The 13,615-nt window shown below is 55.8% G+C and carries 12 protein-coding genes; 5 read left to right on the forward strand and 7 right to left on the reverse strand.

From position 1 onward, the window contains the following. Positions 1-7: 7 nt before the first annotated feature. Together FKM52_RS14890 and FKM52_RS14895 are read right to left on the reverse strand one after the other, a co-directional pair. The gene (locus FKM52_RS14890; RefSeq protein ID WP_141176965.1) at positions 8-961 is read right to left on the reverse strand and encodes a YbgA family protein; all 954 of its coding nucleotides are present in this window, start codon (positions 959-961) and stop codon (positions 8-10) included. Positions 962-1,146: 185 nt separating this feature from the next. Then, positions 1,147-1,347 (reverse strand): YbfA family protein, encoded by a 201-nt coding sequence (locus FKM52_RS14895; RefSeq protein ID WP_141176966.1) that lies wholly within the window; start codon positions 1,345-1,347, stop codon positions 1,147-1,149. A 266-nt stretch (positions 1,348-1,613) separates the two neighbouring features. On the opposite strand from FKM52_RS14895, the gene kdpE reads away from it, so the two are divergent. Further along, positions 1,614-2,291, forward strand: coding sequence for a two-component system response regulator KdpE (gene kdpE / locus FKM52_RS14900; RefSeq protein WP_141176967.1), 678 nt, complete (start codon positions 1,614-1,616; stop codon positions 2,289-2,291). A 64-nt stretch (positions 2,292-2,355) separates the two neighbouring features. Here the strand turns inward: kdpE and pgm are convergent, their stop codons facing one another. Continuing rightward, positions 2,356-3,996: a phosphoglucomutase (alpha-D-glucose-1,6-bisphosphate-dependent) gene (pgm, locus tag FKM52_RS14905; RefSeq protein WP_141176968.1), complete on the reverse strand. Its 1,641-nt coding sequence runs from the start codon at positions 3,994-3,996 to the stop codon at positions 2,356-2,358. 24 nt (positions 3,997-4,020) lie between these two features. Next, positions 4,021-4,572, reverse strand: coding sequence for a replication initiation negative regulator SeqA (gene seqA, locus FKM52_RS14910; protein WP_141176969.1), 552 nt, complete (start codon positions 4,570-4,572; stop codon positions 4,021-4,023). A 256-nt stretch (positions 4,573-4,828) separates the two neighbouring features. Here seqA and ybfF point away from each other — a divergent pair, with 256 nt between their 5' ends. The 4 genes from ybfF (at position 4,829) to fur (ending at position 7,500) form a co-directional block, all read left to right on the forward strand. Further along, positions 4,829-5,593, forward strand: coding sequence for an esterase (ybfF, locus tag FKM52_RS14915; RefSeq protein WP_141176970.1), 765 nt, complete (start codon positions 4,829-4,831; stop codon positions 5,591-5,593). 156 nt (positions 5,594-5,749) lie between these two features. Then, a complete protein-coding gene (gene ybfE / locus FKM52_RS14920) occupies positions 5,750-6,025 on the forward strand; it encodes a LexA regulated protein (protein WP_141176971.1) in 276 nt (91 codons plus the stop codon). Positions 6,026-6,166: 141 nt separating this feature from the next. Then, positions 6,167-6,697 carry a flavodoxin FldA gene (gene fldA / locus FKM52_RS14925; RefSeq protein ID WP_141176972.1) on the forward strand — a complete coding sequence of 177 codons (531 nt, stop codon included), beginning with the start codon at positions 6,167-6,169 and terminating at the stop codon, positions 6,695-6,697. A gap of 359 nt (positions 6,698-7,056) precedes the next feature. Then, positions 7,057-7,500 carry a ferric iron uptake transcriptional regulator gene (gene fur, locus FKM52_RS14930; protein WP_141176973.1) on the forward strand — a complete coding sequence of 148 codons (444 nt, stop codon included), beginning with the start codon at positions 7,057-7,059 and terminating at the stop codon, positions 7,498-7,500. 104 nt (positions 7,501-7,604) lie between these two features. Here the strand turns inward: fur and FKM52_RS14935 are convergent, their stop codons facing one another. From FKM52_RS14935 to mtr, 3 genes are all read right to left on the reverse strand, one after another. After that, positions 7,605-10,262, reverse strand: coding sequence for a beta-N-acetylhexosaminidase (locus FKM52_RS14935; RefSeq protein ID WP_141176974.1), 2,658 nt, complete (start codon positions 10,260-10,262; stop codon positions 7,605-7,607). 116 nt (positions 10,263-10,378) lie between these two features. Next, complete coding sequence (gene chiP, locus FKM52_RS14940; RefSeq protein ID WP_141176975.1) at positions 10,379-11,779, reverse strand: chitoporin ChiP; 1,401 nt, start codon at positions 11,777-11,779, stop codon at positions 10,379-10,381. Positions 11,780-12,137: 358 nt separating this feature from the next. Beyond that, the gene (mtr, locus tag FKM52_RS14945) at positions 12,138-13,388 is read right to left on the reverse strand and encodes a tryptophan permease (RefSeq protein ID WP_141176976.1); all 1,251 of its coding nucleotides are present in this window, start codon (positions 13,386-13,388) and stop codon (positions 12,138-12,140) included. Between the last annotated feature and the right edge of the window lie 227 nt (positions 13,389-13,615).

Genomic DNA, 13,615 nt, shown 5'->3' on the forward strand with positions numbered 1-13,615 from the left:
TGCGCAATCAACGACCGTAGCGTAAACGCAGCGCTTCCGGGTAAGGCTCAAAATAGCGCTGCTGCGCCAGCCACCCGTGCGGATACTCTTTCATATAGTGTTTAAGCAGGGTAATCGGCGCCAGCAGCGGCTGTAATCCCTGGCGATAGCGATCGATCAGCGAGGCAAGCTCCTGACGCTGGGCGGAAGAGAGCTGGCGGCGGAAATAACCCTGAACGTGCATCAAAACGTTAGTGTGATTGTTGCGCGTGGCGCGATGCGCCATCAGCGCCATCAGGCGGTTACGGTATTCCGTCGCGTACGCCTCCAGCGAAGGATGGCTATCTATCGCCGCGACAAAACGCCCCAGCTCCCGGTACTTCGGCTGCGAATGAGCCAGCAGCAGCAGCTTATAGCGCGTATGGAAAGCGATCAGAGCGTGCGCCGTCAGCCCCTGACGCCACATCTGGTTAAACTCATGCAGGGCGTAAACCCGGCTGACGAAATTTTCGCGCAGCACATCATCATGCAGACGCCCATCTTCTTCCAGCGGCAGCCAGGGCATCTCGCGCTGTAGCGCCTCGGCGAAAACACCGATGCCCTCTTTACGATTGTTATTGCTGTCAGATTCGTAAACGCGCACCCGCTCCATGCCGCAGCTGGGGGATTTGGCGCACAGGATATAGCCGCACAGATGATGCAGCCCGCCCGCCTTATGCACGGCAAACTCACGCATCTGCGCGGTGATCTCTTCGCCGCCGTTTTTGCTGAAGCAGAGCGCGACCTCATCCTGCTTTTTCACCAGCCGCAGCGCCGGACGCGGCGTTGGCAGCCCGATAGCCATTTCCGGGCAGATCGGTTCATAGCGGACATAGGGGGCCAGCTCCTCAGCGGCAAAAGCCAGCCGCTTGTGACCGCCGTCGAAACGCACGCTTTCTCCCAGTAAACAGGCGCTGATTCCTACCGGTATTTTTTCGCTCATACTTGTACAACTCCAAAATACTTGTATAAGTTTTAGTGTAGCTGAAGCCCCTCTGCAACGCACTTAAAAACCCGCCGCGCCGGAAAGAAAGCAAAAAAAAATCCCGCCGCAGGGCAGGATTTCTGAGGGTAGCAAAGGCTATCCATGGACGAATTGTCGATTAATCGCTGGCCTTAACTGCCAGTTTAGTAGAAGTCTCCACCAGCCGCTTCCGCCTGAGCCAGCCAGACGGGCTTGCTGCTGGTTTTACTCCAGACGCGATGCAGATAGCTGTAAAAACGCGCTCTGTCCGAACGAAAAAGCATTACGGGCAGCGCCAGCAGGCCAATAAGCACCACGGCCGTGCGACGCAGGATAATTTTAGGCAGGGGATAAACAGAATACATAACCTACGCCTCCTGAAAATATGCACAATAACGGAATATGTGAACGATAATAGACCTCATTGTGTAATTTTACTACTCATCTGACCACTTTTTTTGCTGAAAAAAAGGGCAGAAAATGCCTCCGGCGGTAATTAAGTTACAATATTGTTTATTTAAAGTTTCAATGTTGTTTTATTGGCAAAGAGTAACGGTAATGCGAGAGACGCCTTTTAACAAAGCGCGCTTTCAGGGTGTTCGATTTATTTTGCGGCACGGAGAGGCCCATTTTGACCAGCGTACTGATTGTTGAAGATGAAAAAGAGATACGCCGCTTTCTGCGCGTGGCGCTGGAGAGCGAAGCGCTGCGCGTGTACGACTGCGACACGCTGCAGCGCGGCCTGATTGAAGCGGCAACGCGTCGCCCCGATCTGGTTATTCTCGATCTTGGCCTGCCCGACGGCGACGGCATCGATTTTATTCGCGATCTGCGCCAGTGGAGCGCAATCCCGCTTATCGTGCTTTCGGCGCGCAGCGATGAGCTGGATAAGATCGCAGCGCTGGACGCCGGAGCGGATGACTTTCTCACCAAGCCGTTCGGCACCGGCGAGCTGCTGGCGCGCGTGCGCGTGGCGCTGCGGCGCCAGGCGGGGAAAAATAGCCCCAACAGCGTGGTGCAGTTTGGTCAGGTGCAGGTTGATTTAGCCGCTCATCATATTACGCGCGCCGGCGCAGCCGTACATCTGACGCCGACCGAGTTTCGTTTGCTGGCGCTGCTGTTGAACAATCCGGGAAAAGTGCTGACCCAACGCCAGCTGCTAAACCATGTCTGGGGGCCAAACGCGGTTGAACACAGCCACTATTTACGTATCTATATGGGACATCTGCGCCAGAAGCTGGAACAGGATCCGGCACGTCCGGCGCACCTGCTGACCGAAACCGCCATCGGCTATCGCTTTATGCCTTAACCCGGTATGCCGGCAACAAAAAAGGCGCTGATAATCAGCGCCTTTCTTGCGTTTGCGTTCAGACTCAGGCGTTTTTCAACACCGCGCTAACGATCTCAACCGCTTCTTTCTCGATTTTTTCGCGATGTTCCGCGCCGAGGAAGCTTTCGCAGTAGATCTTATAGGCATCTTCGGTACCGGACGGACGCGCGGCAAACCAGCCGTTCTCCGTCATTACCTTCAGGCCGCCAATCGCCGCGCCGTTGCCCGGCGCGCTGGTCAGGCGCGCGGTAATAGGATCGCCAGCCAGCGTATCGGCGCTGACCATTTCCGGCGACAGCTTCGACAGCGCCGCTTTCTGTGCCGAAGTAGCCGGCGCCTGCAAACGGTTATAGCTTGGCGCGCCAAAGCGCTTAGCCAGCTCATCGTAGTGCTGCTGCGGGTTTTTACCGGTCACCGCGGTGATTTCCGCCGCCAGCAGGCAGAGAATGATGCCGTCTTTATCGGTAGACCAGGGCGTGCCGTCAAAACGCAGGAAGGATGCGCCCGCGCTCTCTTCGCCGCCGAAGCCGAAGCTGCCGTCAAACAGGCCGTCAACAAACCATTTAAAGCCGACCGGCACTTCCACCAGCTTGCGCCCGATATCATTGACCACGCGATCGATCATCGCGCTGGAAACCAGCGTCTTACCAACGGCCACCTCTTTGCCCCATTGCGGACGGTGCTGGAACAGGTAGTTGATCGCTACCGCCAGATAGTGGTTCGGGTTCATCAGGCCCGCCGGCGTAACGATGCCGTGGCGGTCATAGTCAGGATCGTTACCGAAAGCGAGATCGAACTTATCGCGCAGCGCCAGCAGACCCGCCATCGCGCATTCGGAAGAGCAATCCATACGCACTACGCCATCTTTATCCAGATGCATAAAGCGGAAGGTTTGATCGATAGCGTCGTTGACGATAGTCAGATCGAGCTGATAATGCTCAGCGATGCGCTGCCAGTACGCCATGCCGGAGCCGCCAAGCGGATCGACGCCGATTTTCAGGCCCGCTTTTTTAATCGCGTCCATATCGACCACCTGCGCCAGCCCTTCTACATACGGCTGGATCAGATCTTTTTCCTGCAGATGGCCGCTGGCCCACGCCTGCGCCAGGGTAAGGCGTTTCACCTCTTTCAGCTCATCGTTGATCAGCTGATTGGCGCGATCTTCCACCACTTTCGTGACGTTAGTATCCGCCGGGCCGCCGTTCGGCGGATTGTATTTGATGCCGCCATCTTCCGGCGGGTTGTGGGAAGGCGTAATGACGATACCATCCGCCTGCGCGCCGCCCGCTTTGTTATGTTCAAGAATAGCGTTTGAGATCGCCGGGGTTGGCGTATAGCCGTTGTCCTGCTGCACAATCACATCAACACCGTTAGCCGCCAGCACTTCCAGTACGGAAATAATCGCCGGTTCCGACAGCGCATGCGTGTCCTTACCGACAAAACAGGGACCGGTGATGCCGTTTTTCCGCCGTTCTTCCGCTATCGCCTGCGCAATCGCGAGAATATGCGTTTCGTTGAAGCTTTGACGCGCGGCGCTGCCGCGATGGCCTGAGGTGCCGAATTTCACCGCATGTTCCACATTGCCTTTTTCAGGCTGCAGAACGTAGTACTGGGACGTTAATTGTGCGACGTTAATCAAATCGCTCTGCTGGGCAGGCTGCCCGGCACGGGGGTGATTGGCCATTGGCGCTTCTCCCTGACGCTTCAGTTAAATGGTGCCGCAAACCTTATCTGTCAGTTCCTGCGGGAACTGCATCGCCAGCATAATGTGTTCCACCATGCTGCATTTGCGGCCTGTGTTAGTGTTGGTGATCACCCAGTACGGCGTGCCGGGCACGTGCTTCGGCTTGGTATGGGTGCCATGCTGTAACAGTGTTTGCTCATCGCCGGCAAAGTAAACGCGGGTGCGTCCCTGCAGCGAGGCGGTCGCCTCGGCAAACGCAGCGGGATCAAGAGAATAGAGCGTCGACAGAATTAGCATAAAACGGTTAACCGCTTTTTTTTGCTCGGCATACTCATCAGAGAGTAGCAGCTCCCGTACCGCGCGCACGCGATCCTGGGAACGCGGCGCCGGCTTGCTCGTTTCGCTCTGCTGGCTTACGTCGCCAGCCGCAGCGGAAACGGGGGCCGCCGCCGGCGCGCTCTGACCGGCGGTAAATTTCAGCATACGCCGTAAAATATCCGAGGCGCTTTCACCGATATGCTGCGTGTGGCTGGCAATGTAGCGGTAGAGCTCTTCGTCGACTTCAATCGTTTTCATCTTCATCCGTACGGTAATTGCTTGTGGCAGAGCCAGACGCAGCGGGTATTAGCAAAAGTCAGCTGTATAAACTGTGCGCTGGTTCTAACATAAGGATTATAAAGTTAAATCCTGCGGGTCGGTAGCAACGTTGGCGCTTGCAGCCAAAAGTCAGAATATGCCGCAAAGCCTTCCGGCAAACAACCGCTCACTGACCGGCAGGGAAAGTAAAAACCATGATAACCTAAGCTTTACCGTCAACTGTAAGAACTTTGCCATGAATTTGAATACTCGCCTGCAAACTGAACAATCCGTCAGCGATGCCACGCCCATCCTGCTAATTCACGGTCTGTTCGGCAGCCTGGATAATCTTGGCGTACTGGCGCGCGGCCTGAAGGCGGATCGTCCGCTGATTCAGGTTGACGTGCGCAACCATGGCCTGTCGCCGCGCAGCGAAGAGATGAGCTATCGGGCGATGGCGCAGGATATGCTGGAAACGCTCGATCGGCACGGCATTCGCGACGTAACGGTTATTGGCCACTCCATGGGCGGCAAAATCGCCATGACTATGACCGCGCTGGCGCCGGAACGTATCAAACAGCTGGTGCCGATCGATATCGCTCCGGTGGACTACCAGACTCGCCGACACGATGAGATTTTCGCTGCCGTTAACGCCGTCACCGCCGCGGGCGTTACCCAACGCAGCGCCGCCGCCGACCTTATGCGTGGAATCATCGCTGAAGAAGGGGTGATCCAGTTTCTGCTAAAATCTTTTCACGACGGCGCCTGGCGCTTTAACGTCCCTGCCCTGTGGGATAACTATAGCGCGATTTGCGGCTGGGAAAGGGTGCCGCCGTGGCAGGGGCCGGCGCTGTTTATTCGCGGCGAGCTTTCCCCCTATCTGGATGATATTCATCGCAATATGCTGCTGGCGCAGTTTCCGCAGGCGCGCGCGCATGTGATTGCCGGCGCGGGTCACTGGGTACATGCGGAAAAGCCCGATGCGGTACTGCGCGCGGTGCGGCGATTTTTAGCGCTGTAAAAGCAAGGCGTTAACCCGCCGACAAAGATTGTTCTCACTCTTTGCTCAGGGTATGATGGCGCGCTAAAATTTTGCCGTCGCCGAAAGCGGCGGCAAGCCGGCCCAAACGTCACCATGCGCGGCGCGAACGCGCAGCCCATTCAGTACCACGATTCTATGGCGAAAGAACACACGGACCGGACCACGATCGATCTGTTCGCAGATGAACGTCGTCCGGGACGCCCGAAAACCAGTCCGCTGTCGCGTGATGAACAACTTCGTATCAACAAACGTAACCAGTTGAAACGTGACAAAGTACGCGGTTTACGGCGCGTTGAACTGAAGATGAACAGTGAGGCTGTCGAAGCGCTTAATGCAATGGCCGCTGAACGCGGCGTAAGCCGCAGCGAGCTGATTGAAGAGATGATTCTTGCCCAGCTGAAGGCGCTCTGACTGGCCGCAGGAAGCGCACAATGAGACACAAATGCAGCGGCTTTACGAGTTCCGCCTCCAGACGGTCTCTGCTATTATTGCCGTAATCTGCATTCCACGCGCAGTTACCAATTCTATAAGTTTCAAGAGGTTATCAAACTCATGGCAATCGTAGGCATTTTCTTTGGCAGCGATACCGGCAATACAGAAAACATTGCGAAAATGATCCAGAAACAGCTCGGTAGCGACGTTGCCGCAGTGCATGATATTGCCAAAAGCAGTAAAGAAGACCTGGAAGCTTTTGATATTCTGCTGCTGGGTATCCCTACCTGGTATTACGGCGAAGCGCAGTGCGACTGGGACGATTTCTTCCCGACGCTGGAAGAGATCGATTTTAACGGCAAGCTGGTCGCGCTGTTCGGCTGCGGCGACCAGGAAGACTACGCTGAATATTTCTGCGACGCTATGGGCACTATTCGCGACATTATCGAGCCGAACGGCGCGGTGATTGTCGGCCACTGGCCGACCGAAGGTTATCACTTCGAAGCCTCTAAAGGTCTTGCCGACGATGCCCATTTCCTCGGCCTGGCGATTGACGAAGATCGTCAGCCTGAGCTGACCAGCGAACGCGTTGAGAAGTGGGTGAAGCAGATTTACCAAGAGCTGCATCTGCAGGAAATTCTGGAAGCCTGATTGCACGCTTATTGTGTGCCGCATCACATTGCGTAACAGGTTTTTCCTATAGAAATGATAGGTACGGGTTTGAAAATTTTATCAAACAGTCGGTAGAATACCCGTATCGGTCATACGCTTTCCTGCCGTTGCGCTGTAAAGCGGCAGGATGAAGCGAAATGTAAACGCAGCATCAGATGAGCATGAACAACGCCGGATGTAGCTCTTAACTTACTTCCACTTGCGGCTTCACGCCTCCCCGTACGGTTTTCATTTCGAAGCATCAGTTCTATAATGAGACGCAATTAGCTTTAGCGTCGACCGATGTTCATGGCTGTTCAGCCACATTGTGACTAGCAAAGTAACAGGACAATATCCGCATGACTGACAATAACACCGCATTAAAGAAGGCCGGCCTGAAGGTTACGCTTCCTCGACTAAAAATCCTGGAAGTGCTTCAGGAACCTGAGAGCCATCACGTCAGTGCGGAAGATTTGTATAAGCGCCTGATCGACATGGGCGAAGAAATAGGGCTGGCGACGGTATATCGCGTACTGAACCAGTTTGACGATGCCGGCATCGTTACGCGCCATAATTTCGAAGGCGGCAAATCGGTTTTCGAACTGACCCAGCAGCATCATCACGATCATCTGATCTGCCTCGACTGCGGCCGGGTAATTGAATTTAGTGACGAATCGATCGAAGCCCGCCAGCGTGAAATCGCCACGCGCTATGGCATCAAACTGACCAACCACAGCCTCTATCTGTACGGTCACTGCGCGACGGGCGACTGCCGCGAAGATGAAACATTACACGACAAATAAAAAATTGTGCTATGCAGTAATGGAAACCGGTGCCCTGAGCACCGGTTTTTTTATGGCTGGTTGCTGGCGGGCAAGCGTAAAACTGCCTGCCCTAACCTTTTGAATCAAAGCGCTTCGCTGCGACTGTAGCGCTCTCCGTCCGGGCTGACGCTGCGAACCATGACGCTGCTGCCCTCAGCAACCGCAGGCTTCACCCGCTCGTCATAGCGTAGCCAGCCTTTGCCGCCATCCAGCGAGTATTCGATCGCCAGCCCCGGCAGCGCAAGGTTCGCCTCCAGCGTGCCGTTGCGAATTTGCGCGCCCGGTACCGGCAGGCGGTAAGCAATGCCGGCTTTATCCAGCTTCGCCAGCTCGCGCTGCCCCAGAATATTGGCGAAGCGCTGCCAGTCGCGGTTTAACGTCTGACGATCGACAAACTGCGTGACGCCGCCCTGATATTCGCGTCCCGGCTGATAATCCTGCTCCCAGGCGGCGCGATGCCAGGCGCGTTCCGCTACGGTTAACAGACGCGGGAAGATCATATATTCCATCTGATCGTCGGTGCGGACGGTTTCGCTCCACAGCTGCGCCGACAGCCCCCAGGCGCCGGGCCAGGGTTTATCAGAGCGCGCCGTAAAGGTTTTGCCGTCGCGATCGACCGAGGTTTCCGCATTTTGCGGCAGATTGTTCGGCGCGAAGCTAAACATTTTGCGTTCATCGCTGTAGCGCGTGCCCCAGTAGTAGCCGCGCTCTGAGGGGTTCACCTCATAAGGGAAATCCATATAGACGTAGTCAGGGTTAGAGATAACCACATCGTAGCCTTTATTGGCCCAGTCGTTAGCGCTGTCAAAACCGCCCCAGTAGAGGGTATCCCAGAAGTTGACCGCTACCTTGGGCGTGGCGAAGGCGGCGGCGTTCTCCGCATGTTTCACCCCATCCTGCCAGGCCTGCATACGTTCGATGCCGTGCGCGCGCACCTTATTGCTGACCGCCAGCGCAAAATAGCTTGGCAGATGATCGAGATCTTTAACTTCGCCGGCCGCAATCATCTTCTGGCAGGCGGGCGATTTTTCCCACGGGCGGTTTTCCTGGCTGCGGTCAATCAGACCGGTGCCCGGCTGCGGCTGCTGTTTATCGCTATAGCCGGCGCCAAGACGAATATTTTTAGCCTCGTCGCCGCCAAAGTGCCAGGTAGTCAGCGGCTGTCCCGCTTCCTTATGCATCGCCTGAATTTCGCCAATCACCTTATCGACGAAGCGCTGTGAAGAGGCGAGGCAGGGATTGAGATAGCTGGTGCGATCGTAAAGCTGAACCGAGGTGGTTTCCGAGGTATCAAGCGGATCGCGCAGCCGGTACTCTTCCGCTTTTGCTGCCTCTCCCGCCTCCATCAAACGCTGATAGCGCGCCTCCATGGAGATAACGGCGGCGCGGGCGTGCGCGGGCATATCGATTTCCGGGATCACCTCAATATGGCGCGCCTGGGCATATTTAACGATGTCGATGTAATCCGCACGGCTAAAATAGCCGCTGCCGTTGTTATCATTAAACGGGCCTGAGCCAAGCTGCGGCAGCAGGCAGCGCTGCTCGCTGAGATCGTGACAGCGCTGGCTGCCCACTTCAGTTAGCTCCGGCAGGCCCGGAATGGCGATACGCCAGGCCTCATCGTCGCTGAGATGGAAGTGGAACTTGTTCATTTTCCAGGCGGCCATCTGATCCAGCATGCGCATTACCGCCTGCTTGCTGTGGAAATTACGCGCCACATCGAGGAAAGCGCCGCGATAGGCAAAGCGCGGCGCATCCTGCGCCTCCAGCGTGGCCACCACCGGCAGCCCTTCGGCAGGCAGCAGCGACGCAACCGACATCAATCCGTAAAATACGCCGGCGCTGTCATAGCCGGTCAGTTCGATACCCTGCGGGCGGATAGTGAGATGGTAGGCGCCGCTTACCGCGCGTTCGCCGCTAAAATCAGCCTGACGAATAGCGGTACGCAAAGGCACGCCGTCGCGGTTTTCTTTAACACCCAGCAGCGCGAAGCGCGCTTTAATCGCCTGCGCCCGATCGCCCGACAGCGTCAGCAAATCAAAGACGATGCCCCGGCTTAAATCAAGATCCTGCGGATGAACTTTCAGCGCCAGCGGCGTCGGGGTAATTTGCCCGCGCAGCGCCGCTGCCGGCAGCACGGCGCTATCGCTGTTTTTCAGAAAGCGGCTGGCGGGCTGCATCAGAATATTTTTATCATCGGCGGTGCGCTTCCAGTGGTGATTAAAGGGCGCGACAAACTGCGTCAAATCTTCCGTATCGGTGCTGGCGATAATACGCGGCTGGGCATTTTCCGCCGTCACATACCAGCGCGGCATCACGTCGGTGATAAACAGCTGCCAGTATTCATTGATCAGCGGGATCGTAATCGATTCGCCGGCGCCGATGCCGGTAAATTTCTCTGTAGGCTCCAGACGCGTCAGATCGCCGTTAACATGCACGATCCTGAATTGATCGCTGTCGATCTTGAGAGTGGCATGGACGTTGCTCATGTAAATCGCCCAGTTGCGGCTGGAGAGCGCCGGACCGTTATTGGTCAGGGTGATGGTTGCCCGGTTGCAGGCGGCCCAGTCAGCCCCCAGCGCGGCGCAGTCGGTGCCGTGCAGAGCGGCCTGGTTATCGGTGACCTCATAACGTACGCCAAACTGACTTACCTGATCCACCACTCGCTGCGCCTGCATGGCGTCGCTGCTGCATCCCGCCAGCGTCATCGTAATCAGCGCTGACAGCGTTAAACGTTTCATCTTTTCCCCTTATTCATCCTGTCGCACGGGCTTTCCATTACCGCCTGTTGCCGGTCAGCCGTTGGCGATTGCCGTTATGGCCGTTGCCCGCAGGCAGCCGTGGCTGCCTGCGCTGTTTAAAAAATGGTGAAAGGCGCAATGACGATAAACTTCACGTCTTTTTCGTCCTGGAACATATTGCCGTAGCCGCCGCCGAAGCTCGGTATGTCGCTGTGGTTGTCATAGCGGGTAAAATGCAGCTTAAACAGCGTATCTTTCGCCCTGCCCTGCTGAATGGTGTAGATCAAATCAAGGTTCCAGGCGGATTCCCTGATCCGCTGGCTCTGATCCCACTGCGGATTGCTGCCCGGTTTAGCATCCCAGCCGTAGGCCCAGGAGGCGCCGACCGTCCAGCCCGCCAGATCCCACTGGCTGAGGTCATACATTACGCCGGCAAAAACCGCCTTTTCGCCATTGGCGTTCCAGTCGGAGCGGGCGTCCCACCAGATATCCAGCCTGCCGTTAGAGCTGGCGTAGGATGGCGTCATACGCTGCAGGAAAAAGCCCTGGTTGCCCTCCGCTTTAACCCAGCTGCCCTCCAGTCGCCAGTCAAAGGGCCCCCAGGTATAGCCGAAGGTCAACGCCTGCAGCCAGGCCATACCGTCATAGACGTCGTTGCTGTTGTTCGCGCCGCCGCTTTCACGATCGCGCGCGCCGTAGAACTGGTAGCTGGTGCGTAAATCGCTGTCGCCAAGCGGCATACTCCACGAGGCTTTAGCAAAATACTGGTCCATATAATCCGCCGCCTGACCCCATGAGCCTTCCAGGATCAGCTTATTTTTGAAGTCGTAGCGAGCGCCGACCGCATGCAGCCAGGAGATGCCGGTTTTGCCATCGGCCTGGCGGAAACGATAGGTATGGCGATACCAGGGCGCTTTATAGCGGTCGCTCCACATATAAGACATCTCAAGCTTGCCCGCTTCGGCGTAATCATGGCTCAATCCCGCCTCAACGCCGCGGTAGGTGCCCGGCAAAAAGCTCCAGTGCGGCGCCAGCAGCGTCTGCCCCTGCGGCTGGATATAACCGGCGCGCAGCCAGTAATCATCCGCTTGTAATTTTAATGCGGCCTTATAAACGCTGGTGCCGCTGCGATCGCCGCTCCAGTCTTCATCCCAGCGCGTTTTTCCACGACTAAAACCTATTTCATTCGGCGCCGCCGGTCCGCTGTTGCTCATTTCAACCGCGCCAAATACGGCCAGATCGAGGCCGATAATATTGCCGGCATAGCCGGAATTAAAATCAAGGCTGCTGTTTAACGTGGCGTGATGTAAGTTCTCCTGATATTTACCGTAATGTTCACTGCTTTTATCAGCTTCTTTTCTGTCACGCTGCCGTTGCCAATAATAAACCGCGCCTTTTAACGTTGAATCTTCAATAAAGCCGGTAGCGCGGGCTGGCGGGGTAATAAAAGCAGATAGCGCGGTTATCACAGCCGCCGAACAGCAGGCGGCCTTACGCTTCCCTGGTAAGGTGCGCATGGGGATTCCTCTTTAACGGAAAATTTAAAATTATCGATAACAGCGTCTGAGGCGCCGCCTCGTTGCGTAAACCAGAATATTTTTCGCGCCGCGAATTATCAATAAGCAAAGATAGCTGTTTTATTAAAATATGACATGGGGCACATAAAAACAGACGACAATTAACAAATAAATAAACTTATTTCCGTCGCATTAATAATATAAGCAGGCTATCTTTTATTATTGCTGACGCTATATATTAATAAGCCTAAATAAGCCCCTAATTGCATTTAATTAAGTAGATTACTTATTTTTAATTGGCAGACAGAAAAAAATAAAATGAAGAGAACAGGACGACTGACGCCGTCCTGAGAAAAAATTAACGGGCATATACCGGCAGCAAATCGGCATAGCTAAGCAGCGAAACCACAATATTTAATGTCGCAAACAGCAATACCAGAATAATCGGCAGCACGCCGCCCTTTAAACGCCATCCCGCGGCCTGCGGAAAACGTTTTCTGGCGCGATGCGCCAGCAGCGCCGGGGTAATCACCGCCCAAATCGTCGCTGCCAGACCGGCATAGCCAATCGCCAGCAGGAAGCCATTCGGCCAGATCATCGCCGCCGCCAGCGGCAGAGAAAACGTAGCCAGCGTGGTTTTTAAACGCCCCGCGGCGCTGTTATCAATGCGCAGCAGATCCGCCAGATAATCAAACAGCCCCAGCGTGACGCCGAGAAAAGAGCTGGCGACGGCAAAGGTGGAAAAGATAGTTAACAGCGCGCTCAGCGACGCGTTCTGCAGCAGCCCGCCCAGCGCCTCTACCAGCGCATCGATGTTGCCGCCGCGCCGGGCGATGGCAATAAAATCAGCGCGCGGAATATTGCCCATGGTGCCGACAATCCATACCAGATAGATAACCAGCGCCGCCACGGTGCCCAGCAGCAGGCAGCGCGCCACCTTCCTGCCATCGTGTCGGTAGTAGCCAATCAGCCCGGAAATATTGCCGTGATAGCCGAAAGAGGCGAGGCAAAACGGAATCACCATCCAGCCGTAGCGCAGATAGTGCGTCTCGCTGCTGCCCACATCCAGTAACAGCGCCGGCTTAACGTGCCCCAGCAGGCCGCCGAACAGCAGGAAGAAGGTGATCACTTTCGCGCCGAGGAAGATGAGCGTCACGCGGCTGACCACGGCGGTGCCAAGCCAGACGAACAGCGCCACCAGCAGCGTAAAGCCCAGTCCGGCCATTCTGGCGGAAACCGGCAGATTTAGCGCGGCGAAAGTATGCTGCAAAATCGCCCCGCTGGCGGAGATATAGGCGTAGGTCAAAATACCCAACACAAAAGCGATTGAAGCGCCGTTAAGCAGGTTCCAGCGCGCGCCAAGCAGATCGCGCGTCAGGGTATCGAAACCCGCGCCGGTCGGATAATGCAGGCTCGCTTCCAGAAACATCAGGCCGGAAAGCAGCATACAGAGCCAGGTCAGCAGCAGAATCGCCGCCGACCAGCTAAACCAGGCGCCGGACATCACGACCGGCAAAGAAAACATGCCGGCACCGACAACGGTGCCGGTAATAATCAGCGTCCCCCAAAGAACCGAAGGGAGCTTACTGACGGAAACCGCTGCTTCCATAAGATAACCTCAGAATGTTATTTGTTTATTTTTTATTCAGCTGGCGTTCTGTCTGGCAGAATGGCTGCTATGGAAAACATTCTACCCGATACTGAACTCATGAACTAGTACATAAGTTAAAGCCGGCGCGCATCGCGTGGAGAAAAGCGGCAGAAGTGTGCAAAAAAGCGGGCAACGGCGGGCCTGCCGCCTGACCTACCGGTTTAATGCGTGGAAAAAGGCATAAA

It is taken from the genome of Mixta tenebrionis, from assembly GCF_006517625.1.
Classification (GTDB): domain Bacteria; phylum Pseudomonadota; class Gammaproteobacteria; order Enterobacterales; family Enterobacteriaceae; genus Mixta; species Mixta tenebrionis.

Excerpts from the sequence above, each read along its gene's own strand:
- fldA (WP_141176972.1), top strand. The coding sequence starts at position 6,167 with ATGGCAATCGTAGGCATTTTCTTTGGCAGCGATACCGGCAATACAGAA.
- FKM52_RS14935 (WP_141176974.1), bottom strand. The coding sequence starts at position 10,262 with ATGAAACGTTTAACGCTGTCAGCGCTGATTACGATGACGCTGGCGGGA.
- pgm (WP_141176968.1), bottom strand. The coding sequence starts at position 3,996 with ATGGCCAATCACCCCCGTGCCGGGCAGCCTGCCCAGCAGAGCGATTTG.
- fur (WP_141176973.1), top strand. The coding sequence starts at position 7,057 with ATGACTGACAATAACACCGCATTAAAGAAGGCCGGCCTGAAGGTTACG.
- FKM52_RS14890 (WP_141176965.1), bottom strand. The coding sequence starts at position 961 with ATGAGCGAAAAAATACCGGTAGGAATCAGCGCCTGTTTACTGGGAGAA.
- FKM52_RS14895 (WP_141176966.1), bottom strand. The coding sequence starts at position 1,347 with ATGTATTCTGTTTATCCCCTGCCTAAAATTATCCTGCGTCGCACGGCC.
- ybfE (WP_141176971.1), top strand. The coding sequence starts at position 5,750 with ATGGCGAAAGAACACACGGACCGGACCACGATCGATCTGTTCGCAGAT.
- mtr (WP_141176976.1), bottom strand. The coding sequence starts at position 13,388 with ATGGAAGCAGCGGTTTCCGTCAGTAAGCTCCCTTCGGTTCTTTGGGGG.
- chiP (WP_141176975.1), bottom strand. The coding sequence starts at position 11,779 with ATGCGCACCTTACCAGGGAAGCGTAAGGCCGCCTGCTGTTCGGCGGCT.
- seqA (WP_141176969.1), bottom strand. The coding sequence starts at position 4,572 with ATGAAAACGATTGAAGTCGACGAAGAGCTCTACCGCTACATTGCCAGC.
- ybfF (WP_141176970.1), top strand. The coding sequence starts at position 4,829 with ATGAATTTGAATACTCGCCTGCAAACTGAACAATCCGTCAGCGATGCC.